This window comes from Mesorhizobium sp. RSR565B (assembly GCF_054719465.1).
This window is the reverse complement of sequence record NZ_JBTTIE010000001.1, coordinates 3,767,489-3,791,797: the sequence shown is the minus strand read 5'-3', so window position 1 is coordinate 3,791,797 and position 24,309 is coordinate 3,767,489. Positions and strand designations below refer to the sequence as shown.

Genomic DNA, 24,309 nt, shown 5'->3' with positions numbered 1-24,309 from the left:
AAGAAAGGGGCCCGAGATCACCCCTTGGTTTCGCGCAGGACGCGCGATCTTGACAGCCGCTCCTCCAGGGAGCGCCAGTAATTGCCGACCAGCAGCGAGCCGATCAGAAGCAGGCCGATGATCATGCCTTGAGCGTCGCCGCCGATCTGGTTGAGCGCCAGCACATTTCGGATGATGGCGATCAACAGCAGCGCCAGCATGACCCCCGTGAGCCGCCCCTTACCACCGAAGACGCTGACGCCGCCGAGCAGCACGATGGTGATGACATCGAGCTCCATGCCGAGCGCATTGTTGGCGCGGGCGTTGGAGAGGCGCGCGGTATAGACGATGCCGGCGATGGCTGCGACCATGCCCGAAACGACGAACAGCTTCAGCACCATTTTGCGCGTATCGATGCCGGAATAACGCGCCACTTCGGGGCTGCCGCCGAGCGCATAGATGCGCTTGCCGGTCGGCGTCTTCTGCAGCACCACCGCGAAGATCGGCGCCAGCAGCAGGAACGGCACGATGGTCCACGGGATTTGTGTGCCCGGCAGATTGCTGATGCCGAAATCGACGACCGCCGGCGGCAATATGTTGACCGAACCGGTGCCGAGCAGGATGTAGCCAATGCCCCGATAGAGCGCCATGGTGCCGAGCGTCACCACCAGCGACTGCAGCCCCAGCCCTGAAACCAGATAGCCATTGAAGGCGCCGAGCAGGCCGCCGAAGACCAGCGTCAGCGGAATGGCCGCCAGCGTCGGCACGCCGCCCTGGACGAGCAGGCCAAACACCACGGATGTCAGCGCCAGCACCGAGGCGATCGACAGGTCGATCTCGCGGGTGATGATGAGCAGCGTCATCGGCAGGATCAGCAACGCCTTTTCCGAGGCGCTTGCGGCCAATTGCGAGAGGTTGAAGCCGGAGACGATATTCGGCACGAACACCGCCGCATAGATAAAGACGGCGAGGCAGGCGGTCGCCAGCAGCAGATCCCAGAAGTCGATCGAGCGGATAAACTTTCTCATCTCGCCCTCGCCTGTCTCGCCTGTTCGGCGCGCCGCACGATGAAGGTGTCGATGCCGATGGCAACCAGGATCACCAGGCCATAGACGCCCTGCAGCCAGAGCGGATCGACGCGCACCAGCGTCAGCCCGTTCTTGATGACCAAGAGCGTGAGCGCGCCAAGGATGATGCCGAGCAGCGTGCCCGAGCCGCCGCGGATGGCGACGCCGCCGACCACGGCGGAGGCGATCACGGTGAGCTCGAAGCCGAGCGCGACGCGGGCATCGATGGTGGCATAGCGCGATGCCCACAGCGCCCCGCACAGGCCGCCGAGCAGGCCGGCCATGCCGAAGGCCAGCAGGATGCGCCGGTCGACCGGAATGCCGATCAGCCGTGCGCCGTCCGGGTTGGAGCCGGTGGCAAACAGCTCGCGTCCGGTTGCGGTGCGATAGAGCAGCACATAGCCGGCGCACAGGATGACAATAGCGATGACGACGATCAGCGGCACGCCGGCGATCTTCAGCCCGGTCATGTCGAGCCAGGCTTGCGTGACTTCGTCGGCGCTGACCTGGTCGCCCGCCGCCCAGATCGAGTTGAAGCCGCGGAAGATCGACATCGAAGCCAGCGTAACGACGATGGCCGGGATCTTTCCCCTGGTAACGACAAGGCCGTTGAGCAGTCCGGCAAAGCCGCCGACCGCGCAGGCGGTGATCAGGCCGATGCCGATGTCCAATCCGGGATAGGCCTGAACCATGCTGGCCGCCATATAGGCGGAGAGGCCGATCACAGCTGCGATCGACAGGTCGATGTTGCGGGTGATCAGCACCAGCATCTGCGCCAGTGCGGCGACAATCAGCAAGGCCGCGTCCATCGACACAGCGGTGAGGTTCGCCGCGCTCACCATGCGCGGGTTGATGATGGTGACCGGAATGGCGACGGCGAGCATCGCCGCAAGCAGGCCGAATTCCCGCCGCTTCAGAAAATCGAACGGTCCTTTTGCCTTTTCCTCCTCGGCGGCGCGTTCTATCTGCGCTGCCTGGCCGGCACGTTCATCGGTCCTGGTCGCCGCTTCCAGTACCTTTTCCTGCGTGGCTTGCCCGCGCGAAAACTCGGCAGTCTGGCGGCCTTCGCGCAACACGATAATGCGGTCGCACATGCCGATCAGCTCGGGCATCTCTGACGAGATCAGCAGGATCGCCATGCCTTGCGCGGCAAGGTCAGCGATCATTGCATGCACTTCCGCCTTGGTGCCGACATCGATGCCTTGCGTCGGCTCGTCGAGGATGAGCACGCGCGGCTCGGTGCGCAGCCATTTGGCCAGCACCACCTTCTGCTGGTTGCCGCCGGATAACTCTTTCACCGGCTGCCCGTAGCCGGAAAAGCGCAGCTTCATGCGCTTCAGCCAGTCCGCCACCAGACCGATGGCGCGGTCGGTGCCGTAGAGACCGCGTTGTGCGGCCTTGTCGAGAACAGGTAGCACCGCATTGTCGAGGATGGAGAAATCCATCACCAGGCTCTGGCCCATGCGATCTTCCGACACATAGGCGATGCGCGCATCCATGGCGTCGCGCGCCGAGGCGAACTGCACGGGCTTGCCGTCGATCAGGATTTCGCCGGCGTCGGGCCGGTCGATACCGAACAGCACGCGCGCAATCTCGGTGCGTCCGCTGCCGACCAGGCCGCCAAGCCCCAGCACCTCGCCGGCGTGAAGCTTGAGGTCGATACCGGCAAACCCGCCGGCGCGCGAAAGTCCCTTCGCCTCCAGCACCAGCGCGCCTGAGGCATGGCGCCGTTCGGGATAGAGGTCGGTGACTTCACGCCCGACCATCATGCTGATGGCGGCAGCACGGCCAAGCTCGGCCTTCGGCTTGACGCCGATCAGGCGCCCGTCGCGCAGCACCGCGATGCGGTCGGCGATGCGGAAGATTTCATCCATGCGGTGGCCGACGAACATCATCGCCACGCCGTGCAGCCTGAGATCGGCAACGACGGAAAACAGCCGCTCGACCTCGCGTTGCGACAATGCGGCCGTGGGTTCGTCCATGATCAGCACGCGGGCATCCAGCGACAGCGCGCGGGCGATCTCGACCAGTTGTTGTTCAGAGGTACGCAGTGTTCCCAGCCGCGTTGCCGCCGGCACATCGAGCCCGACGGTGGCCAGCACCTTGCGGGCGCCGGCCAGCACGGCGGCATTGTCGATGCCGCCAAAGCGGTCGCGCGGCATGTGGCCGAGATAGATGTTCTCCGCCACCGACAGATCGGGAAACAGGCCAGGATGCTGGTGCATGACCGCAATGCCGGCCGCCTGCGCGTCATGCGGCGAATGGAACACGGCTGATTTGCCGTCAACCTCGACATGACCGCTGGTGGGAGAATGCACACCGGCCAGAAGCTTCACGCAGGTGCTCTTGCCGGCGCCGTTTTCGCCAAGCAGCGCCAGCACCTCGCCGGAGCGCAATTCGAAGGAGGCGTCCTTGAGCGCAATCGTGCCGCCGAAAGCCTTCGCCGCCTGAACCAGCGCAACGGGAACAGCCCGCACCTCCGCAGCGTCGGCTTCGCTTTGTGTGCCCGAGTGCAGCACGTCTCCTCCCTGACTAGTTATTTTTTCAATTTGCTATATTAAATCGCGCAAAGGCGCAACGGCAAAATTGACTTCCATGGTTCCGACGCGCACTGTCGCCTCTCGCACAGGCATCGCAGGATGCTTCGGCCGAAGGTGGTTTCGGCCTCTTGCGGTAAGAACGGCGACATTTGAGGAGACGTGGGTTTTGTCAGGGAAAGGCAGCAATTCTGTCAAAGTTCGCCACTACAACGAGCGTTTCGTGCTCGACGCCATCCGTCGCCTCAAGGAAGCCTCCAAGTCCGATCTGGCGCGCGCGGCAAGCCTGACGCCGGCGGCGGTCGCTGCCATCGTCGACGGCTTGGAATCCTCCGGTTTCGTAAAGCAAGTGGGGAAAAGGTTCGGGCAACGCGGATCGCCCTCCACGCTTTACCGGCTGACACCAGAACGCATCTACAGCGTCGGCATCAAGATCGGCCGGCGTGCGCTGGAAGCCGTTCTGGTCGACTTCGCCGGTGAAATCCGCGCAAGAGAGTCGCACGAATACCGCTTCCCCGATCCTGATCTGGTGCTGAAGGCCGGCAACATGGCGCTGGCCACGTTCGAGAAACTCGTCGACGGACTTGGCGATGCAAGCATCGTCGGCGTCGGCATTGCCTCCCCCTATTTCCTCGGCGGCTGGAGCGAGGAACTCGGCTTTCCCGACGATCTCGGCAGCCGCTGGGAAGCGATCGACCTGACGACATGCTTTGCCACGCCGGCAAAGACGCCGGTGTTCGTGGAAAACGACGCCACGTCGGCGGCGCTGGCCGAACTTGTCCAGGGCGCCGGCGCCCGCTTCCGCGATTTCATGCACATCTCGATCGACACTTTTGTCGGCGGCGGCCTGGTGCAAGGCGGCAGGGTCCACACCGGGCCGCATGGCAACAGCGCTGCCCTCGGACCCTTGCCGGTCTCGCCCTCAAGCCTCGATTCGGTGGCGGCGAAGCCTGCGCGCTACCAGAGCCTGCTGCATCGCGCCTCGATCTATGTGCTGGTCAATCACCTGAGGTCGCGCGGCGTGGTGATCAATCGTGTGCGGGAACTCGATCCGTTGCCACCCGAAGCGCGCGTGCCGCTGTTCGAATGGATCGACGATTGTGCGAGCGCGCTGGTCGAGGCGATCATCGCCATCACCTCCATCATCGACATCGAGGCCATCGTTCTCGACTCGATCCTGCCCAGGCCGATCCATCTCGAACTGCTGGCAAGGGTGCAGACCCAGTTCAACCAGGCCAGCGCAATCGGCATCGTGGCGCCGGAGATCGTGTCGGGGCAATTCGGCCCTGAGGCCTCCTCGATCGGCGCTGCCATGCTTCCGTTCTCGGCGCTGCTGGCGCCCGACAGCGGCGTGCTCATGATCGGCAAGGACCGGACGAAACTGCTGAGCGCTCTGTCCACGCTCGGTGGCGCCAAGGGAAACGGATCAAATCCGCCCACCAACCTGCCGGCCTGAGCGCAATGCGGCGCGCCCAACGCAGGCATCGGCCGCCCTTGCCCGCCATGGCTTGCACGCCTGCCCGCCTTCCGCTATAGAGCCGCCACCCGCGTAGACACCCTTGGAGGCAACGCGGCGGAAGGCTGCCTTCCCTTGTGATCCCGAACAAAGCTCCGCGTATGCGGTTTCTGGCATTCGGACATCCAGGCCTGGCGGCTTTCGACGTTTACGGTCCAGGCACACTGCCACCGCAAACGCTCCATAAAACGCGAAAGGAAATGCCATGAGCCACGATACTTACGAGCTCAAGGCCGAAGCGCGCGAACAGGTCGGTAAGGGGTCCGCCCGTGCAGTTCGCCGCAACGGTAAAGTGCCTGCAGTTATCTACGGCGACAGACAGCCTCCCCTGGCGATTGCGCTGAACTACAAGGACGTCTTCTACAAAATCCATGGCGGCGGGTTTTTGACCACGATCGCCACGATCGATGTGGACGGCAAGAAAATCCAGGTTCTGCCCAAGGATTTCCAGCTCGACCCGGTCAAGGATTTCCCGGTCCATGTCGACTTCCTGCGCATCGGCAAGGACACCGAGGTCAACGTCGACGTGCCTGTCCACTTCATCAATGAAGACAAGTCGCCCGGCATCAAGCGCGGCGGCGTGCTCAACATCGTGCGTCATGAAGTCGAGTTCCACTGCCCGGCCAATGCGATCCCGGAATTCATCACCGTCGATCTCACCGGCGCCGACATTGGCGATTCGATCCACATCTCGGCGGTAACCCTGCCGGCCGGCGTCAAGCCGGTGATCTCCGACCGCGACTTCACCATCGCGACCATTGCCGGCTCCTCGGCGATGAAGCCGGAGACGGAAGAGACGGCGGAAGCGGCAGCCCCCGAAGCGGCGGCTCCTGCTGCCGAAGAGAAGTAATTTTCGAGCCCGGAGCAGACGATGCTTGTTTTTGCAGGCCTCGGCAATCCGGGCGCGAAATACGCTGATAACCGGCACAATGTCGGCTTCATGGCGGCGGACGCAATTGCCCGCCGCCATTCGTTTTCGCCCTGGTCGAAGAAGTTCCAGGGCCTGATCGCCGAAGGCACGATTGCCGGCGAAAAGATTCTTCTGATCAAGCCGCAGACCTTCATGAACCTGTCGGGACAGCCGGTCGGCGAAGCCCTGCGCTTCTACAAGCTCGGCCCCGAGGCGCTGACCGTCTTTTACGACGAGATCGACCTGCCGGCCGGCAAATTGCGGGTCAAAGTCGGCGGCGGCGCCGGCGGCCACAACGGCATCCGCTCGCTCGACCAGCATGTCGGCAAGAATTTTCGACGCGTGCGCATCGGCGTCGGACACCCCGGCGTCCGGGAAATGGTGCAGTCCCATGTTCTCGGCGACTTCGCCAAGGCCGATCGCGAGTGGCTGGACGTGCTGCTCGACACCATCGCCGACGATGCCGGGCTGCTGGCCAAGGGCGACGACAGTTCCTTCATGAACCGCATTACTCTGGCCCTGCGTGACAAGCTGGTGCCGACCAGCGACGACGACCGGCCGCCGCCCAAGGCGCCGAAGGCTGAAGGTCTAAAGGCTCAAAGCCACATCCGCCAGGCACGGCCACAGCAGGCGCCGGCCAAGCTGCCGGAAAGCGGCCCTATGGCCGCCATGCTGAAGAAACTGTTCGGCAAGAAGGACTGAGCGTCGATAGGATCGGGACTGCGGGGCTTGACGTTGCTCACCCCTATCGCCCATAGCCCTCATCAAATTTCTAGTTTCCCGATAGGACCGGACACATGGGTTTCAAATGCGGCATCGTTGGCTTGCCCAACGTCGGCAAGTCGACGCTTTTCAACGCGTTGACCAGGACGGCGGCGGCGCAGGCCGCCAACTATCCGTTCTGCACCATCGAACCGAACACCGGCGAGGTGGCGGTGCCTGATCCGCGGCTGCAGAAGATCGCCGCAATCGCCAAGTCTAAGGAGATCATCCCGACCCGCATCTCCTTCGTCGACATCGCCGGCCTGGTGCGCGGCGCCTCCAAGGGCGAAGGGCTGGGTAACCAGTTCCTCGCCAACATCCGTGAGGTCGACGCCATCGTGCATGTGCTGCGCTGTTTCGAGGATGACGACATCACCCATGTCGAGGGCAAGATCGACCCTGTCGCCGACGCCGATACGGTCGAGACCGAGCTGATGCTCGCCGACCTCGACAGCCTCGAGCGCCGCATCGTGCAGATCCGCAAGCGCGCTGGCAGCAAGGACAAGGAAGCAACCACCGTGCTGCCGATGATGGAGGCCGCACTCGAGCTCCTCCAGGCCGGCAAGCCGACCCGCATCCTGCTCAACGGCATTTCAGCGGAAGACCTGCGCATCCTGCAGGGACTGAACCTCTTGACCTCGCACCCCGTGCTCTATGTATGCAACGTCGCCGAAGCCGACGCCGCCACCGGCAACGAGCACACCAAAGCCGTGGAAAAGATGGCGACCGCGCAAGGCGCCGGCACCGTGGTGATCTCGGCCGCGATCGAGGCCGAAGTCGCCCAGCTCTCCGACGAGGAAGAGATGGAGTTCCTGTCCTCGCTCGGGCTGGACGAGCCTGGCCTCAACAAGGTCATCCGCGCCGGCTACGATCTGTTGCATCTCATCACCTATTTCACCGCCGGGCCGAAGGAGACGCGCGCCTGGACGATCCACAAGGGCGACAAGGCCCCGCAGGCCGCCGGCGTCATCCACACCGATTTCGAGCGCGGCTTCATCCGCGCCCAGACCATCGCCTACAACGACTACATCACGCTGGGCGGCGAAGTGGCGGCCAAGGAAGCCGGCAAGGCGCGCGACGAAGGCAAGGAATATGTCGTCCAGGATGGTGACGTCCTGCTGTTCAAGTTCAACACCTGAGGCGCCGCGGCTGGCGCGCTGACGGCGGCCGATCACGGCTTCGTCAAGTGGAGGAGCCGGCATGCCGCTTCGCTTGACTGCCCTTGGCACCGGGTCTATGGCCGTTTGCATGCGACTTGGCCGTCCCCGTGGGAACGGCGGCGCGTGCAAGACCCATCGCTATTAAACGAAACCTTGGGCTCAACCAACGGAGACCGGCGATGATCAAGGCCTTCGTCGTCGACAATGATCGCCTGCGCCTCGCCGACGATCTCGTGGCCAATGGCGATCAGGTCGTCTGGGCCGACCTTCTCAACCCGACCAAGGAAGAAGAAACAACGATCGAGACTTGGCTCGGTGTTGCCATCCCGACGCGCGAGGAGATGGAGGAGATCGAGATTTCGAGCCGCCTCTACATCGAGGACGGCGCCTACTTCATGACCGCCACCTTGCCGGCGCAGACCGAAATCGATGATCCCTTGATGTCACCGGTTACCTTTGTGCTTGCCGGCCCGAGACTGGTCACCATCCGCTATCATGAGCCGAAGGCGTTCAAGACCTTTCCCCTGCGCGCCGAGAAGGTGGCGACAGGCTGCACCACCGGCAACACCATCCTGATCGGCCTGCTGGAGGCGATCGTCGATCGCCTAGCCGATATTCTCGAACGCGCCGGCCGTGACATCGAGACGATCTCGCGCGATATCTTCGAAGCGCGGTCGACCAAGGTGAACAAGCGCAATCGCGACTTCCAGGAACTGCTCAAGGCCATCGGCCGCAAGGAGGACATTGCCTCCTCGATCCGCGACAGCCTGATCTCGCTGCAGCGCCTCACCGGCTTCCTTGCCCACGTCGCGACCCAGATCAAGATGAGCAAGGACGTCCGCGCCCGCATCAAGACAGTATCGCGCGACGTCCTGTCGCTCGCCGACCACGCCACCTTCCTGTCGCAGAAGATCTCGTTCCTGCTCGACGCGACGCTCGGCATGATCTCGATCGAGCAGAACGCCATAATCAAGATCTTCTCGGTCGCCGCCGTCATCTTCCTGCCGCCGACGCTGGTGGCTTCGATCTACGGCATGAATTTCGACGTCATCCCGGAGCTGAAATGGGAGCTCGGCTATCCCTTCGCCATCGCCCTGATGATCCTGTCGGCGATCCTGCCGTTCTGGTATTTCCGCCGCCGCGGCTGGTTGTAGGCCCAATAGAATTCGCTTGACCAAACGCCGCCCGGACGGCATCCGGATGCCCGGTGATCGTACAACCGGATTAAGATCATGACCGCAAAAAGCTGGGCCTACGAGGATTTCACCGAGGGCGCGTCGATCGACCTCGGCGCCAAGCAAGTGAGTGCGGCCGAAATCATCGAATTCGCCACCGAATTCGACCCGCAGCCGATGCATCTCGACGAAGCCGCTGGCAAGGCCAGCATCCTTGGCGGCTTGGCCGCCTCCGGCTGGCACACCTGCGCGATCTTCATGCGCATGCTGTGCGACGCCTTCCTGCTCGACTCGACCGCGCAAGGCGCGCCCGGCATCGACCAGGTCAAATGGAAGAAGCCGGTGCTGGCCGGCGACACACTGGCCGGCAGCACCAGCGTGCTTGCCAGGCGCCTGTCGAAATCCAGGCCTCAGCTCGGCCTCGTCACCTTGCGCAGCGAACTGTTCAACCAGCGCGGTGAAAGCGTCTTCGAACTTGAGAACACTGTCATGTTCTTGACCCGCGAGGCCGGCGCATGAGCCTCGACGCGTTCTTCCGCATCGGCGATACCATCAACCTCGGTTCGCACACATTCGAAACCGAGGCGATCAAGGCGTTCGCCTGCAAATACGATCCACAGGTCTTTCATGTCGACGAGGAGGCGGCGAAGAAAAGCGTGTTCGGCCGCCTCTGCGCCTCAGGCTGGCACACCGCGGCCACCTGGATGAAGCTCAATCTCAAAAATCCTATGGACGCTTCTCAATGGACCGGACCCGGCCCGGTACCAGAATTCGGCCCCTCCCCCGGCTTCAGGAACCTGAAATGGCCAAAGCCGGTCTATGCCGGAGAAACCGTCACCTTCATGCGCACGGCCCTGTCCCACCGCCCGCTTGCCACCCGCCCCGGCTGGCGCCTGCTGGCGCTGCGCTCGGAAGGTTCCGATTCGGCAGGCGACAAGGTGCTGGAGTTCGACAGCGCCGTGCTGGTGAAGGCTGGGTAGGGCTAGGGTTTAGGCAGTAGGGATTAGGCAGCAGTGGGTGCTGCGCCTTGCACGGAATGCGGAGCTTCCTCCCAACTCCCTACTCCCTACTCCCTACTCCCTACTCCCTACTCCCTACTCCCTACTCCCTACTCCCTACTCCCTAATGCCCCTCAAACCCGATCAACGTCCGCACCGGCACGCCCAGCGCTTCGAGCTTCGCCCGTCCGCCGAGATCCGGCAGGTCGATGACGAAGCACGCGGCAAGAATATCGGCGCCGATCTGCCTTAGCAGCTTGACCGCCGCCTCCGCCGTTCCGCCGGTCGCGATCAGGTCGTCAACCAGGATCACCTTCTCGCCCGGCGCAACGCCGTCCTTGTGCATCTCCATCTCGTCCAGCCCGTATTCCAGGCTGTAGGCGACGCGTACCGTCTCGTAAGGCAGCTTGCCCTTCTTGCGGATCGGCACGAAGCCGGCCGAAAGCTGGTGCGCGACCGCACCGCCGAGGATGAAGCCACGCGCCTCGATGCCGGCGATCTTGTCGATCTTCTGGCCGGCATAGGGATGCACCAGCTCGTCGATGGCGCGGCGGAAGGCGCGCGCATTGCCGAGCAAAGTGGTGATGTCGCGAAACAGGATGCCGGCCTTGGGGTAGTCCGGAATGGTGCGGATCGCGGCGAGCAGCGTGTCTTCGAGCGAGGATTTCATGGGTCGAGATTACCTGAAACGGAGGTTGTTGCGCGACAATTGTTCGATCGAACTGCAGCCCATCAGCTTCATGCCGCGCTCGATCTCGACCCGCATCTGCTCCAGCGCCCGCTCTACGCCGGGCTGGCCGGCCGCCGCCAGCGGGAACAGATAATAGCGGCCGACGCCAACAGCCTTGGCGCCGAGCGACAGCGCCTTCAGCACATGGGTGCCGCGCTGCACGCCGCCATCCATGATGATGTCTATTCTGTCGCCGACGGCATCTACGATCTCGGCCAGCTGGTCGAACGCCGCCCGCGAGCCGTCCAGCTGCCGGCCGCCATGGTTGGACAGCACAATGCCGCTGCAGCCGATCTCGACGGCGCGCTTGGCATCCTCCACCGCCATGACGCCCTTGAGGCAGAACGGACCTCCCCACAGTCTGACCATCTCGGCAACATCGTCCCAGGTCATCGACGGATCGAGCATCTCGGTGAAGTAGCGGCTGATCGACATCGTGCCGCCGCCCATGTCGACATGCTCGTCGAGCTGCGGCAGCTTGAACCCCTCATGGGTGAAATAGTTGATCGCCCAACCCGGCTTCAGCGCGAACTGCAGCATGCCGGCAAGGTTGAGCTTGAAGGGGATGGCAAAGCCGGTGCGCTTGTCGCGCTCGCGGTTGCCTCCGGTGATGCTGTCGACGGTCAGCATCATCACTTCGACGCCAACCGCTTTCGCCCGCTGCATCATCGCCCGGTTGAGGCCGCGATCCCGGTGGAAATAGAACTGGTAGACCTGCGGGCTGCTGCTGATCTTGCGCGCTTCCTCAAGACTGACGGTGCCGAGCGAGGACACGCCAAACATAGTGCCGAATTTGGCCGAAGCCTTGGCCACCGCGCGCTCGCCTTGATGATGGAACAGCCGCTGCAAGGCGGTCGGCGAGCAATAGACGGGCATGGCCAGCTTCTGGCCCATCACCGTCACCGACATGTCGATCTCACTTACCCCGCGCAGCACGCTGGGAACGAGGTCGCAGCGCTCGAAACTCTCGGTGTTGCGGCGATAGGTGACCTCGTCGTCGGCCGCGCCATCGATGTAGTTGAAGATTGGGCCCGGCAACCGCTGCTGGGCCATGCGCCGGAAGTCGGAAAAGTTGTGACAGTCGCGTAGCCGCATCATCGATCCAAATGCCCCTCTAGCCGGCGATCCGCCGGGCGCGCGTGTAATACCAATCGCATGGCGGCGTGCCAACGGACTTCTTACTGGACGGATGCTGCGCCAAGATGCGAACCATGTCCGGTTTGGCAAGCAAAAAGGGCGTCCGAAGACGCCCTTTCCATTTCCGAGGAATAAGATGCGGCTTAGTGCGCCACGCCTTCCCACACCTTGCGCTTGGTCAGATACATCAGCGCCCCGAACAGAAGCAGAAACACCAGCACGCGGAAGCCGGTCTTCTTGCGGTCTTCCATATGCGGCTCGGCCGCCCACATCAGGAACGCCGAGACGTCGCGCGAATACTGGTCGATCGTCTGCGGCGAACCGTCATCGTAGGTCACCTGGCCGTCGGAGAGCGGCTTGGGCATCTTCAGCGACACGCCGGACATGAAGTATGGATTGTAGTGGGTGCCTTCGGGGATCACCATGCCGGCAGGTGGCGTCTCGTCGTAGCCTGTCAGCAGAGAATGGATGTAGTCCGGGCCGCCCTGCGCGTATTGCGTGAAGATGTCGAAGACGAAGCGCGGGAAGCCGCGCTCGACGCCGCGCGCCTTGGCCAGCAGCGACATATCCGGTGGGGCAGCGCCGCCGTTGGAAGCGGCAGCCGCCTCCTCATTGGCGAACGGCGCCGGGAAATGGTCTGACGGCTTGCCCGGCCGGTCGAACATGTCGCCGGCATCGTTGGGTCCATCATGGATGGTGTACTCGGCCGACAGCGACTTGATCTGCGCTTCCGAATAGCCGAGGTCCTCCAGCGTGCGGAACGCCACCAGATTCATCGAGTGGCAGGCCGAGCAGACTTCCTTGTAGACCTTCAAGCCACGCTGCAGCTGCGCCTTGTCGTAGGTGCCGAACGGACCGGCAAAAGTCCAGTCCATCTCCTTCGGCTCGTGGATCGGGAAATGCGTCGGTGCCGCCGCGTTGTGCGCCTCTTCAGCGGCGATCGCCACACTGCCGACGGCTCCGATGCCAGCGGCAAACACGCCTAGCAGGGCGAGCGAGGTGAGAATCTTTTTCATGCCAAATCCCCTTAGATTCTCACTCAGCCTTTGGTTTCCGGCGCCGCGGTCGCACCGGCCGGATGTCCCCCTCCGGCACCCTTGTTCTTCTCCAGCACCGCCTCGGTGATCGAATTCGGCAGTCTGCGTGGCGTCTCGATCAGGCCAAGCACCGGCAGGATGACGAGGAAGAAGGCGAAGTAGAACAGTGTCGCCGCTTGAGCGTAGCCAACGTAGTTGCCCGAGACCTCACCTATCAGGAGGGTCAACAGACCGCCGCCTTCCGCCGGCTGCGAGCCAAGCCAGCCAAGCAGGACAGCGTCGGCGACGAACAGCCAGAAGAACAGCTTGTACCAGGGCCGGTAGACCGCCGAGCGCACCTTGGAGGTGTCGAGCCACGGCACCAGGAACAGCATGACGATGGCGCCGAACATGCACAGCACGCCACCGAGCTTGGAGTTGATCGGCCCGATGTTGAAGGTGATCGCGCGCAGGATCGCGTAGAACGGCAGGAAGTACCATTCCGGCACGATGTGGGCCGGCGTCTTCAGCGGGTTGGCGATCGTGTAATTGTCCGGATGGCCGAGAAAGTTCGGCAGGTAGAAGACGAAATAGGCGAAGAAGAACAGGAACACGATCATGCCGAATGCATCCTTGATGGTCGCATAGGGCGTAAAGGCAACGGTGTCGGTCTTCGATTTCACCTCGATGCCGGTCGGGTTCGACTGGCCGACCACGTGCAGCGCCCAGACGTGCAGCACGACGACGCCGGCGATCATGAACGGCAGCAAATAGTGCAGCGCAAAGAAGCGGTTGAGCGTCGGGTTGTCGACGGCGAAACCGCCGAGCAGCAGTTCCTGGATCCAGTTGCCGACCAGCGGAATGGCACTGAAGAAGCCGGTGATGACGGTGGCGCCCCAGAAGCTCATCTGACCCCAAGGCAGCACATAGCCCATGAAGCCGGTCGCCATCATCAGCAGATAGATGATGCAGCCGAGGATCCACAGCAGCTCGCGCGGCGCCTTGTAGGAGCCGTAATAAAGCCCGCGGAAGATGTGGATGTAGACGGCGACGAAGAAGAACGAGGCGCCGTTGGAATGCATGTAGCGCAACAGCCAGCCCGAATTGACGTCGCGCATGATCTTCTCGACCGAATTGAAGGCGAGGTTGGTGTCGGCGGTATAGTGCATGGCCAGCACGATACCGGTCAGGATCTGCGCCACCAGCATGATCGTGAGGATGCCGCCGAAGGTCCACGCATAGTTAAGGTTGCGCGGCACCGGATAGGCGATGAAGCTGTCATAGACCATGCGCGGCAGCGGCATGCGGGCGTCGAACCAGCGTTCGATACCGGTCTTGGGCGTATAGGTCGAGTGTCCCTCGCTCATCGAATTATCCCCTGCCTCAACCGATAAGGATTTTGGTATCGGAAATGAACTTGAATACCGGCACGGCCATGTTTTCCGGCGCCGGGCCTTTGCGGATGCGGCCGGCGGTATCGTACACCGAACCGTGGCACGGGCAGAACCAGCCGCCGAAATCGCCTTCCTGGCCAAGCGGAATGCACCCCAGATGCGTGCAGACCTGCACCATCACCATCCAGGCTTCCTTGCCGGGCGTGGTGCGGTTGGCGTCGGTCGCCGGCGCATCGGCGGGCAGATTGGCGTTGCGGGCAATAGGATCCTTGAGGTCGGCAAGGTTCACGGCCTCGCCGTCCTTCATCTCCTGCTCGGTGCGGTTGCGCACCACGACCGGCTTGCCGCGCCATTTGACGATCAGCGACATGCCAGGCGTCAGCGAGGCGACGTCGACCTCGACCGAGGCCAGCGCCAGCGTCGAGGCATCGGGGCGCATCTGGTCGATGAAGGGCCAGGCAACGGCGCCTGCGCCAACCACTGCCGCCATGCCGGTGGCGACGTAGAGAAAATCACGACGGTTGGGATCCTGGGTGTCGGTTGCGCTCACGGGTGCCTGATCCTTTCGCCTCTTCCGAGCCGGCGGCCGAGCTTTGTCCCCGCTCCATCGCGCCGGCCCGACAGCGCATGGCGAACAAGCTAGCGAATTCCTCCGGCATTTGGATTTCGGTTTATGCGTGAAGCCCGTTTTTGTCCAGCGGGCTGAGGCCACAAGGGCAGATTGTCGCGGGCGTTCCGCACGAAGAGAAATTTGACGAGCTTGGCCGAATGTAGCAATATGTCTACATCTTCCGGATGGAGGTGTTGATATGAATATCTCGACGAAGACGATAACCATCATGTCGAGCCGTGAATTCAACCAGGACACGGCGCATGCCAAACGGGCAGCCAAGAACGGGCCGGTCATCATTACCGACCGCGGCAAGCCCTCCCATGTGCTCATGTCGATGGAGGAATATCAGCGTTTAGAGAAGAAGCCGAGAAGCCTCGCGGACGCGATTGCCGATGATCGCCCCGAAGCAGATTTCGACTGGGAACCACCTCGCCTGGAAGGACCGTTTTTCAAGATTCCCGAACTCGACTGATGTTCATTCTTGACACCAATGTCGTTTCGAATCTGCGTCGTCGGGACAAGGCCGATCGCAACGTTTTGGCCTGGTCAGAGACCCACGACATCGCCAGCTTTTTCATTTCGGTCATTTCGATCCTGGAACTCGAAATCGGAACATTGCTCTTGTCGAGGAAGGATACTCGCCAGGCCACCATGTACCGTGAGTGGTTGGATCAGACACTCATTCCACAGTTTGACGACCGGATATTGAGCATAGACACGGCTGTTGTCGTGCGTTGCGCAAACCTCCACGTTCCCGATCCAAAGCCGGAGCGCGACGCCCTCATAGCCGCTACCGCGCTCGTCAAAAACTTGACAGTCGTGACCCGCAACACCAAGGATTTTGAAGGCACCGGCGTGAAGCTTTTCAACCCCTGGATACCGACGAAGGGTTAGAGGCTATGGCACATATTATCGACCGCGAGACCTGGACCAGGACGCCCGGCCGCTGGCAGGGCGAACTGCAATGCGGCGCCTACGACTCCAACTCCTGCCTGATTTTCAACTATCAGGAAGAGATTGGCGGCGGCCCGCGCCTGCACACGCATCCCTATTGTGAAATCTTCATCATCCGGCAAGGCACCGGCCTGTTCACGATCGGCGACCAGCAGATCGAGGCCACGGCCGGCCAGATCCTGATCGTGCCGCCTGATACGCCGCACAAATTCACCAATCTCGGCCCAGGCCCGCTCGAAACGACCGACATCCACGAAAACGGCAGCTTCATCACCGAATGGCTGGAATGATTGTTGCCGGCTGGTGACCTCTAGCTTGCACCGAGCCTGACCAGCACGGCCCTTGGGATATCGTATTCGCGGATGACCGACTCATGCCGGCGCAGGCCGCAGAGTTCACGCTGGATGAAATAGGCGTGCACCGCCGCGGCAGCCTCCTTGAGCAGCCGCGGTCGCTGCTCCTCGTCGTCGTTGTTCTGACGGAGCTTGGCCAGCGTTTCCTCGACCCGTTGGCCGGCACGGCCGAGCGCTGCGGCCTTTTCAGCCAGTATCTCATGGCCGAGGGCGTCGAACGCGGCTTCGGCAGCCGAGGCGCCTAGGGATGGCGGACGCAGTGGCATCTCAGCCTCCTTTTCTGTCTTGAGAGAGCATCATGCGGTGCGTGACGAATTCTTCGCCCACCACCGGCTGGAAGCCAAGCCGTTCATAGAAACCAAAGGCTTCTTGTGGCGCGCGGGTGTTCAGCACGGCAAAATGGTGACGTGCCCTGTCAATGACGGTCTCGACCAGCATGCGCCCAAGGCCGCTGCGGCGGTGACGCGCGCTGACGAACAGGTGCCTGACCCGGCCGTGGTCCCGGCCTTCGAAATAAGGATCGATGTTCAACCCGCACACACCAGCGAGTTCTCGGCCATGCCATGCGCCAAACAGCGCCTCGCCTCGTTTCAGGAACTTGTTGCGGCCGCCTGCCCAGCCATCCGCCAGACGCACCAGCATCCAGTAGCCCTCCAGCCGGCTCTCCTCCTTCAGCGCGTCGAAGGCCGGCGCGGTTGGCCGCAGCCGCTTGAGGACGTAGCCGACATCAGGCGACGCTGCCATGCCCTACTCCGCCGGCCGTGTCTCTTCCAGCACGCTTTCCTCGTGGTAGAGGAAGCCGCCGGACTGCCGCTTCCACAGCCGCGCATAGAGCCCGTCGAGCGCCACCAGCTCGTCATGCGTGCCCTGTTCGACGATGCGGCCTCCGTCCAGCACCACAAGACGGTCGAGCGCGGCGATGGTCGACAGCCGGTGCGCTATGGCGATGACCGTCTTGTTCTCCATCAGCCTGGCCAGATTCTCCTGGATCGCCGCCTCGATGTCGGAATCGAGCGCCGAGGTCGCCTCGTCGAGGATCAGGATCGGCGCATCCTTGAGGAAGACGCGGGCGATCGCGACGCGCTGGCGCTGGCCGCCCGACAGTTTCACGCCGCGCTCGCCGACAAAAGCCTCGTAGCCGGTACGGTCCCGGTTGTCGCGCAGGCCCAATATGAACTCGTGCGCCTCGGCCTTCTTCGCCGCCGCGATCACCTCGGCCTCGGTCGCGTCCGGCATGCCGAGCTTGATGTTGTCGCGCAGCGAGCGGTGGAACAGCGCCGTGTCCTGGCTGACCACACCGATATTGGCGCGCAGCGAGTTCTGCGTCACCTCGGCGACGCCTTGCCCGTCGATCAGGATTTTGCCGCTCTCGAGGTCGTAGAGGCGCAAGATGAGGTTGGCGAGCGTCGTCTTGCCCGCGCCCGACGGCCCGACCAGCCCGACCTTCTCGCCAGGCTTGACCACAAGGTCGATGCCATTCAGCACGCCAAAACCCTTGCCGTAGTGGAACTCGACATTCTTCACCTCGATGCGGCCGCCGGCGACGACAAGCTCTTTCGCATCCGGCGCATCGACAAGGCCAAGCGGCTGCGAGATCAGCGCCTTGGAGTTTTCCAGGACGCCGAGATTTCGCAATATGCCGTTGAGCTGCATCATCACGCGCCCGAGCAGCATGTTGAGCCGCAAGACCAGCGACAGCGTGAACGCGACGGCGCCGACGGTGATCGACCCTTCGACCCAGAGATAGACGGCAAAGCAGCCAATTGCGGTGATCATGATGCCCGACAGCGTCGTCAGCGCCATGCGCACGCCGGTCAGCCGGCGGGTGAAGGGCCGTAGTGCATCGAGATAGATGTCGAAGCCGTTCTTGATGTAGCGGTCGTCGCCGTCGGCCGAGAATAGCTTCAGCGTCTGCACGTTGGAATAGGAATCGATGATGCGCCCATTGATCATCGAGCCAGCTTCAGCCGTGGCCTCGGCATGCCTGCGGATCGAGGGCAGATAGAGCTTGGCCAGCCAGGCGAACGCGAGGATCCAGATCACCACCAGCACGGCCAGGCGCAGATCCAGCCCGGCGACCAGCGCCAAGGTCGTCACCGTATAGATGAGCATGAACCAGATGACCTCGATGAAGCTCTCCATCAGGTCGCCGGTCGCCTGCCCCGCCTGCCAGACTTTTGTCGCGATACGGCCGGCGAAATCGTTCTGGAAGAAGGTGTAGGACTGGCGCGATACGTGCCGGTGCGCCTGCCAGCGCACCAGATTGTAGAACCCCGGCGTGATCGTCTGTTCGTTGACCAGCGCCGACAGGCCGACGACGATGGTGCGGATGACCAGCACCACTGCGATCATGAAGACAAGCTCAGGCCCGGCGGCGGTCCACAGCGCGTCCCAGGTGCGTTCACCGGGAAGCTGATCGAGAATATCGACCAGCCGCCCGACGAAGTAGAAAAGCCCGGCCTCGATCAGCGGCGCGATGCCGCCGATGACCAGCATGGCGAAGAAGGCGAACTTCGCCTGGCCGACATAGTGCCAGAGGAAGCCGCCGACGCTTGACAGTGGCCGAAGGTCCGCCGGCTCCCTGAACGGATAGACCCAGTCCTCGAACCAGCGATAGACGGCTGTCATCATGCTGACGTCATCACTCTGCGGCTTCACCCTTCACGCCGATGTCGTTGGCAACAGCGTCATTGGCGGCATCGACCGGACCGTCATCGAGCAGGAACCCGCCCGACTGGCGCTGCCAGAGCTGCGCGTAGAGCCCGCCGCTGGCGACGAGTTCCTCGTGCGACCCCTCCTCGATGACACGGCCCTTGTCGAGGACGACGAGCCTGTCCATCGCCGCAATGGTCGACAGCCGGTGCGCAATGGCGATGACGGTCTTGCCTTGCATGAGCTTGTAGAGATTCTCCTGGATGGCGGCCTCGGCTTCGGAATCCAGCGCCGACGTCGCTTCGTCAAGGATAAGTATCGGTGCGTCCTTCAACATAACGCGAGCAATGGCGATGCGTTGCCGCTGGCCGCCGGACAATTTGACGCCGCGGTCGCCGACATGAGCGTCGAGCCCTTTACGTCCGGTGTGATCCGAAAGCCTGCCGATAAACTCCAGCGCCTCGGCCCGCCCGGCTGCCTCGACAAGCATTTCCTCCGTCGCATCGGGCCGCCCGTAAAGGATGTTGTCGCGCACCGAACGATGCAGCAGCGAAGTGTCCTGCGTCACCATGCCGATCTGCGCGCGCAGCGAATCCTGCGTCACCGAAGCGATCTCCTGGCCGTCGATCAGGATCCGGCCGTTCTCGAGGTCGTAGAACCGCAACAGGAGATTGACCAGCGTCGACTTGCCCGCACCCGAGCGCCCGACAATGCCGACTTTCTCGCCGGGCTTCACCGTCAGCGACAGGTTCTCGATGACGCCCTTCTGCTTGCCATAGTGGAAACGAATGTCGTCGAAGCGGATCTCGCCCTTGGTGACGGCAATGTCCTTCGCCCCCGGCCGGTCTTCGACCAGGCGCGGCAGCGAGATCGAGGCGATGCCGTCTTGCACCGTGCCGATGTTCTCGAACAGGCTCGACATTTCCCACATGATCCACTGCGACATGCCCCACATACGGAGCACGAGGCCGATGACCACGGCGACGGCGCCGATCGTCACCGCCTGGCCGAGCCACAGCCACAGCGCCAGCGCCGTCACCGAAAACAGGAGCAGCGCGTTGAGGATATAGAGCAGCCCGTAAAGCACCGTCACCAGCCGCATCGACCGGTAGACCGTGTCGAGGAAGCCTGCCATGCCTTCTTTGGCGAACGTTGCTTCGCGCCGTGCATGGGAAAACAACTTGACCGTCTGGATGTTGGTGTAGCTGTCGACGACGCGGCCGGTCATCGTCGAGCGCGCATTGGCCTGCGCCTCGCCGACCTTGCCCAGCTTCGGGATGATATAGCGCAACAACCCGATATAGCCGAGCAGCCAGACGCCGAGAGGTGCCGCCAGCCGCAAGTCGGCCGAGCCGACGATGAACAGCATGCCGAGGAAATAGACGATGACGTAATTGAGCACCTCGATCACCTTGATGACGCATTCGCGCACGGCGAGTGCCGTCTGCATCAGCTTGGTGGCGATGCGGCCGGCAAATTCGTCCTGGTAGAAGCTCATCGACTGCTTCAAGAGATAACGATGCACCTGCCATCGGATGCGCATGGGGTAGTTGCCCATCAGCGTCTGCTGGTTGAGCAAAGAATGCAGCCATACCGTACCCGGCAGCGCGAACAGCACGACGAAGGCCATGCCGGCAAGCTTCCAGCTCTCGGTCTGCAGGAAGGTTTCGCGGTTCTGCCCGGACAGCCAGTCGACGATGTGGCCCATGAAGCCGAACATCCACACTTCCGCGATGGCAATCGCCGTCACCAGCACCGCGTCGACGATGATGTATGGCCAGGCGCCGCGCGTATAATGCACGCAGAAGGCAACCAGCGTCTTCGGCGGCTCGACCGGTTCCGCTGCGGGGAACGGATCGAGCCTTCTTTCAAACCAGCTAAACATAGTGATGCTCACAAAACTGTTGTCCGCTCATGCGGCGCGGGAAAAATCCCCGGGGCGCTCCGCGTCCCCAGACCGTACGTCGGCGGGGACTGACGGCCCGGAATCACCCGGGCCATCGGTCCTGCTTCGCGCAATATAGGGACTTGCGGGCTTTTCACCGACAGAAGCCTTCGACTGAGCTGACGGCACGCCGCCGCCAGTCCGGTTTTTCGCGCCCGGCCGGATCAGCCGGATGATCCGGCGCACCAGCGACGGCCGGCTGTGGTCGGGAACCGCACGCGAGAAATCGACATCCGGCAACATGCCGCGATGCGGACGCCGGCGCGTCTCGGCATGAACCGCCGACGAATAGGTCTCGCCGACTAGCAACGCCCAGGTCGCCGTCTTGCGTTCGTGCAGGCTTCTTGAACCAGGTATCTTATAGGGATCGAACATCGGTCCGTCCTCCGTGTGAAAATAGACATAAAAAGGCGAAGCAATGTCGTGCGCCGGCCTTCGGCCGGAGGCACGGATTGCATCCGTCGGGACACGAGGATAGGCCTCGGTCGCGACATGCTCAGCTGGGGCGCTTGGCCCCTTTGACCGTTTGAAAAACATCGCAGGATTCCTTCGAGAGCCGAAAATTGGGTTCGGCGGGAATCGGTGCGATCAGATCTAAGAGATCAGGTAAATCGTCGTACCGAAACCGCCAGCAGGCAGGTAAGCCCACGGGAGGGGCGCTGGATGTGCATGGTCATCATGAAATACCCCTCCATCGGTTCGGGTTGACAATGCGTGCGGTATAATCGACTTCGCAGAAAATGGCCACCCGCAGGTCCAGCAATTTCCAAAACCAGCCACCCGCTGTGGCCGATCTGCCACTTATTAGAAAGACGCGGAAATGAACCACCGTCTCCGCATCGCCCTCTACCAGCCTGACATCGCCGGCAACACCGGAACAATCCTGCGCTTCGCCGCCTGCCTCGGCCTTGGCGTCGACATTATCGAACCAGCCGGCTTTCCGCTCTCCGACAAAGCGCTCAAGCGCGCCGGGATGGACTACCTCGAAATGGCTGCCCTGACCCGGCATGTCGACTGGAACGCCTTCGAGGATTGGCGCAAGGGCCAAGCCTGCCGGCTGGTGCTGCTCACCACCAAAGCCGCGACCCCCTATACGGGCTTCAGCTTCGCCCAAGGCGACATCCTGCTGTTCGGCCGCGAATCCGCCGGCGTGCCGGATCCTGTCCATCAGGCGGCGGATGCGCGGCTGACGATCCCGATGCAGCCGGGCACGCGCAGCATCAACGTCGCGCTGTCCGTCGCCATGGTCGCCGGTGAAGCCATCCGGCAACTCGGCTAGAACCTTCAACGCGTTGTCGTCATCGCCAACGGCCCTTGCGTCTTGCATCATTCTCACCCAGGCGCACATCGCCTTCTCCTCAATTGCCCTATCGACATTTCCTGGCTACAAGCTCAACTTAAGTTGAGGTCAAGCGGAAAATCGAGATGGCTCCGGTAAAGGAATTGACGGTCGGCCAGTTGGCCATGCGCAGCGGCGTGGCGGTGTCGGCGCTGCATTTCTACGAGGCGCGCGGGCTGATCCGCAGCCACCGCACGTCGGGCAACCAGCGGCGCTATGGCCGCGACGTGCTGCGGCGGGTGGCGATCATCCGGATCGCCCAGGAGGTCGGCATCTCGCTGGCCGAGATCGGCGCCGCACTTGAATCGCTGCCAGAAGGCCGTACCCCGACGCGCGAGGACTGGAACCTGTTGTCGACCGGCTGGCGCGACGACCTCGATCGCAAGATCACTCAGCTAAAGAAGCTGCGCGACGGCCTTACCGACTGCATCGGCTGCGGCTGCATGTCGATCGACAAATGCCCGCTGCGAAACAGGGAAGATCGCTTGAGTGCGCAAGGGCCGGGCGCAAGGCGACTGCTTGTGGAATCCTAATCCGCCGCGGGCAGCCGCCGTATGGTGAATTCGATTACGTCGCCCGGCCGCTCGAACCAGCTTTCGATCTCGGTCCAGTAGGCCTGCTTGGGAAAACGCTCGAACCATTCCTTGGCCTTGAGCCGCGCATCCGGGCGCGGCAGGACGAAGGTCTCGCGCAAAAACCCGTCACGCGGCATGCGCTCGCGCTCGGCGCGTGAACGATCGAGCCTTTTCTTCAGGCCATGCAGCGGCGGTCTTGCCGGCGTGCGCATGAAAGAACTCCTGGGCCGAACCAGATGACACTTGACCCTTGCCCCTAAGAGATTAGGGATCGCGCCCGGAAAAGGCTAGTGGTCCGATTCCAACATTCGCCTCCCTATTCCCCAGGCGCCGTTGCGAATGTTGGAATCACAAGGACCACTAGCAAGTTTATGTTTCTGGTGGAGTTTTCGAATTTGACATTTGCATCGTGCCCTGCGCCACGCTGTGTGCAAATGTCAAATTCACTCCACTAGGTCCTTTGTCGGCCGCGACCGGAGACAGCATTTTGGAACGACCAGAAATACCGGCAGGCCTGCCACCCGACATCGAACAGAAGAAAATGAAGGCTAGGCTCTGGTTCGAGACGCTGCGCGAGCGCATTTGCACAACCTTCGAGCAGATCGAACAGGAACTGCAGGGACCACTGGCCGAATGGTCGCCCGGCAGCTTCGAGAAGACGCCATGGGAACGCGACAATGGAAAGGGCGGCGGCGGCGCCATGGCGATGATGCGCGGCCGCGTCTTCGAGAAGGTCGGCGTCCATACTTCGACCGTCTATGGCGAATTCTCGCCCGAATTCAGGAAGCAGATGCCCGGCGCCGAGGAAGACCCGAGCTTCTGGGCATCAGGCATTTCGTTGATCGCGCATCCCTGGAACCCCAACGTGCCGGCCGTGCACATGAACACCCGCATGGTCGTGACGTCGCGCCACTGGTTTGGCGGCGGCGCCGATCTGACGCCGGTGCTCGACCGCAACCGCACGGAAGATCACCCCGACACGGTCGCCTTCCATCGAGCCATGCAGTTCGCCTGCGAGAAGAACGCTGCGATCGCCGACCACCCCAAATTCAAGGCCTGGTGCGACGAGTATTTCTATCTGCCGCACCGCCACGAGCCGCGCGGCGTCGGCGGCATCTTTTTCGACTGGCTGCATTCGGGGGAGGAGAAAGGCGGCTGGAATGCCGATTTGAACTTCGTCCAGGATGTCGGGCGTTCTTTCCTTGTCGTCTACGGACACCTGGTTCGCGCCCATTTCAACGAGAACTGGACCGACGACGACCGCGACGAGCAGCTCATTCGCCGCGGCCGTTACGTCGAATTCAACCTTCTTCACGATCGCGGCACCATCTTCGGCCTGAAGACCGGCGGCAATGTCGCTTCGATCCTGTCCAGCCTGCCGCCGGAGGTCAGGTGGCCGTAAAAAATCGGTGAGCGAAACGTGAGCCGCATTGACGTCCCATTCGCCGAATCTGGGCAGCCAATGTGGCATCGCCATTATCTTTTTCGTCTAATAGG

26 protein-coding genes are annotated in these 24,309 nt (G+C 62.6%); 13 read left to right on the top strand and 13 right to left on the bottom strand.

Annotated elements, in window-relative coordinates:
• Positions 1 to 17: 17 nt before the first annotated feature.
• Together ACYG9R_RS18415 and ACYG9R_RS18410 are read right to left on the bottom strand one after the other, a co-directional pair.
• Complete coding sequence (locus ACYG9R_RS18415) at positions 18 to 1,007, bottom strand: ABC transporter permease (RefSeq protein ID WP_023823409.1); 990 nt, start codon at positions 1,005 to 1,007, stop codon at positions 18 to 20.
• On the bottom strand, positions 1,004 to 3,565 hold the full coding sequence (locus ACYG9R_RS18410) for an ATP-binding cassette domain-containing protein (RefSeq protein ID WP_023823408.1): 2,562 nt from the start codon (positions 3,563 to 3,565) through the stop codon (positions 1,004 to 1,006). Before ACYG9R_RS18410 ends, ACYG9R_RS18415 begins: the two co-directional genes overlap by 4 nt.
• Positions 3,566 to 3,752: 187 nt before the next feature.
• Between ACYG9R_RS18410 and ACYG9R_RS18405 the strand changes: the two genes are divergently transcribed.
• The 7 genes from ACYG9R_RS18405 to ACYG9R_RS18375 all read left to right on the top strand — a co-directional run bounded on the left by ACYG9R_RS18405 (position 3,753) and on the right by ACYG9R_RS18375 (position 10,086).
• A complete protein-coding gene (locus ACYG9R_RS18405; protein ID WP_023823407.1) occupies positions 3,753 to 5,039 on the top strand; it encodes an ROK family transcriptional regulator in 1,287 nt (428 codons plus the stop codon).
• A 265-nt stretch (positions 5,040 to 5,304) separates the two neighbouring features.
• Positions 5,305 to 5,949 (top strand): 50S ribosomal protein L25/general stress protein Ctc, encoded by a 645-nt coding sequence (locus ACYG9R_RS18400; protein ID WP_023686131.1) that lies wholly within the window; start codon positions 5,305 to 5,307, stop codon positions 5,947 to 5,949.
• 21 nt (positions 5,950 to 5,970) lie between these two features.
• On the top strand, positions 5,971 to 6,711 hold the full coding sequence (pth, locus tag ACYG9R_RS18395; protein ID WP_023823406.1) for an aminoacyl-tRNA hydrolase: 741 nt from the start codon (positions 5,971 to 5,973) through the stop codon (positions 6,709 to 6,711).
• Between the two features lie 95 nt (positions 6,712 to 6,806).
• A complete protein-coding gene (gene ychF, locus ACYG9R_RS18390) occupies positions 6,807 to 7,910 on the top strand; it encodes a redox-regulated ATPase YchF (protein ID WP_023701570.1) in 1,104 nt (367 codons plus the stop codon).
• A 200-nt stretch (positions 7,911 to 8,110) separates the two neighbouring features.
• Positions 8,111 to 9,085 (top strand): magnesium/cobalt transporter CorA, encoded by a 975-nt coding sequence (gene corA / locus ACYG9R_RS18385; protein WP_023814992.1) that lies wholly within the window; start codon positions 8,111 to 8,113, stop codon positions 9,083 to 9,085.
• A gap of 78 nt (positions 9,086 to 9,163) precedes the next feature.
• Positions 9,164 to 9,625 (top strand): MaoC family dehydratase, encoded by a 462-nt coding sequence (locus ACYG9R_RS18380; protein ID WP_023670033.1) that lies wholly within the window; start codon positions 9,164 to 9,166, stop codon positions 9,623 to 9,625.
• A complete protein-coding gene (locus ACYG9R_RS18375; protein ID WP_023814991.1) occupies positions 9,622 to 10,086 on the top strand; it encodes a MaoC family dehydratase in 465 nt (154 codons plus the stop codon). Before ACYG9R_RS18380 ends, ACYG9R_RS18375 begins: the two co-directional genes overlap by 4 nt.
• A gap of 142 nt (positions 10,087 to 10,228) precedes the next feature.
• On the opposite strand, the gene ACYG9R_RS18370 is transcribed toward ACYG9R_RS18375, so the two are convergent.
• The 5 genes from ACYG9R_RS18370 to petA all read right to left on the bottom strand — a co-directional run bounded on the left by ACYG9R_RS18370 (position 10,229) and on the right by petA (position 14,931).
• On the bottom strand, positions 10,229 to 10,774 hold the full coding sequence (locus ACYG9R_RS18370) for an adenine phosphoribosyltransferase (protein ID WP_023711138.1): 546 nt from the start codon (positions 10,772 to 10,774) through the stop codon (positions 10,229 to 10,231).
• Between the two features lie 9 nt (positions 10,775 to 10,783).
• Entirely contained in the window at positions 10,784 to 11,929 is a 1,146-nt protein-coding gene (locus tag ACYG9R_RS18365; protein ID WP_023823405.1) for an alpha-hydroxy acid oxidase, read from the bottom strand.
• Between the two features lie 185 nt (positions 11,930 to 12,114).
• Positions 12,115 to 12,987 (bottom strand): cytochrome c1, encoded by an 873-nt coding sequence (locus ACYG9R_RS18360; RefSeq protein ID WP_023670029.1) that lies wholly within the window; start codon positions 12,985 to 12,987, stop codon positions 12,115 to 12,117.
• 23 nt (positions 12,988 to 13,010) lie between these two features.
• Entirely contained in the window at positions 13,011 to 14,354 is a 1,344-nt protein-coding gene (locus tag ACYG9R_RS18355; protein ID WP_023670028.1) for a cytochrome b, read from the bottom strand.
• A 16-nt stretch (positions 14,355 to 14,370) separates the two neighbouring features.
• The gene (gene petA, locus ACYG9R_RS18350; protein WP_023670027.1) at positions 14,371 to 14,931 is read right to left on the bottom strand and encodes a ubiquinol-cytochrome c reductase iron-sulfur subunit; all 561 of its coding nucleotides are present in this window, start codon (positions 14,929 to 14,931) and stop codon (positions 14,371 to 14,373) included.
• Between the two features lie 259 nt (positions 14,932 to 15,190).
• Here petA and ACYG9R_RS18345 point away from each other — a divergent pair, with 259 nt between their 5' ends.
• The 3 genes from ACYG9R_RS18345 to ACYG9R_RS18335 are packed head-to-tail and all read left to right on the top strand — an operon-like array spanning position 15,191 to position 16,238.
• Positions 15,191 to 15,466 (top strand): type II toxin-antitoxin system Phd/YefM family antitoxin, encoded by a 276-nt coding sequence (locus tag ACYG9R_RS18345; RefSeq protein WP_023701566.1) that lies wholly within the window; start codon positions 15,191 to 15,193, stop codon positions 15,464 to 15,466.
• The gene (locus tag ACYG9R_RS18340; RefSeq protein WP_023823404.1) at positions 15,466 to 15,888 is read left to right on the top strand and encodes a type II toxin-antitoxin system VapC family toxin; all 423 of its coding nucleotides are present in this window, start codon (positions 15,466 to 15,468) and stop codon (positions 15,886 to 15,888) included. Before ACYG9R_RS18345 ends, ACYG9R_RS18340 begins: the two co-directional genes overlap by 1 nt.
• Positions 15,889 to 15,893: 5 nt before the next feature.
• A complete protein-coding gene (locus tag ACYG9R_RS18335; RefSeq protein ID WP_023683696.1) occupies positions 15,894 to 16,238 on the top strand; it encodes a cupin domain-containing protein in 345 nt (114 codons plus the stop codon).
• A 20-nt stretch (positions 16,239 to 16,258) separates the two neighbouring features.
• On the opposite strand, the gene ACYG9R_RS18330 is transcribed toward ACYG9R_RS18335, so the two are convergent.
• Genes ACYG9R_RS18330 through ACYG9R_RS18310 form a run of 5 tightly spaced genes read right to left on the bottom strand, consistent with a single transcriptional unit; the run spans position 16,259 to position 21,273 of the window.
• Positions 16,259 to 16,567, bottom strand: a complete 309-nt coding sequence (locus ACYG9R_RS18330) for a DUF6665 family protein (protein ID WP_023823403.1) — start codon at positions 16,565 to 16,567, stop codon at positions 16,259 to 16,261.
• A 1-nt stretch (position 16,568) separates the two neighbouring features.
• The gene (locus ACYG9R_RS18325; protein WP_023823402.1) at positions 16,569 to 17,045 is read right to left on the bottom strand and encodes a GNAT family N-acetyltransferase; all 477 of its coding nucleotides are present in this window, start codon (positions 17,043 to 17,045) and stop codon (positions 16,569 to 16,571) included.
• A gap of 3 nt (positions 17,046 to 17,048) precedes the next feature.
• Positions 17,049 to 18,932, bottom strand: coding sequence for an ABC transporter ATP-binding protein (locus tag ACYG9R_RS18320; RefSeq protein WP_023823401.1), 1,884 nt, complete (start codon positions 18,930 to 18,932; stop codon positions 17,049 to 17,051).
• Between the two features lie 10 nt (positions 18,933 to 18,942).
• A complete protein-coding gene (locus ACYG9R_RS18315; protein ID WP_023705915.1) occupies positions 18,943 to 20,838 on the bottom strand; it encodes an ABC transporter ATP-binding protein in 1,896 nt (631 codons plus the stop codon).
• A 27-nt stretch (positions 20,839 to 20,865) separates the two neighbouring features.
• On the bottom strand, positions 20,866 to 21,273 hold the full coding sequence (locus ACYG9R_RS18310) for a hypothetical protein (RefSeq protein WP_023705916.1): 408 nt from the start codon (positions 21,271 to 21,273) through the stop codon (positions 20,866 to 20,868).
• 445 nt (positions 21,274 to 21,718) lie between these two features.
• Between ACYG9R_RS18310 and ACYG9R_RS18305 the strand changes: the two genes are divergently transcribed.
• Both ACYG9R_RS18305 and soxR read left to right on the top strand, forming a co-directional pair.
• Positions 21,719 to 22,177: a tRNA (cytidine(34)-2'-O)-methyltransferase gene (locus ACYG9R_RS18305; protein WP_023670018.1), complete on the top strand. Its 459-nt coding sequence runs from the start codon at positions 21,719 to 21,721 to the stop codon at positions 22,175 to 22,177.
• Positions 22,178 to 22,323: 146 nt separating this feature from the next.
• Entirely contained in the window at positions 22,324 to 22,770 is a 447-nt protein-coding gene (soxR, locus tag ACYG9R_RS18300) for a redox-sensitive transcriptional activator SoxR (RefSeq protein WP_023691595.1), read from the top strand.
• Here the strand turns inward: soxR and ACYG9R_RS18295 are convergent.
• Positions 22,767 to 23,024, bottom strand: a complete 258-nt coding sequence (locus ACYG9R_RS18295; RefSeq protein ID WP_023683688.1) for a hypothetical protein — start codon at positions 23,022 to 23,024, stop codon at positions 22,767 to 22,769. The genes soxR and ACYG9R_RS18295 overlap by 4 nt on opposite strands.
• A 275-nt stretch (positions 23,025 to 23,299) precedes the next feature.
• Here ACYG9R_RS18295 and hemF point away from each other — a divergent pair, with 275 nt between their 5' ends.
• Positions 23,300 to 24,214, top strand: a complete 915-nt coding sequence (gene hemF, locus ACYG9R_RS18290) for an oxygen-dependent coproporphyrinogen oxidase (RefSeq protein ID WP_023695814.1) — start codon at positions 23,300 to 23,302, stop codon at positions 24,212 to 24,214.
• Positions 24,215 to 24,309 lie beyond the last annotated feature (95 nt).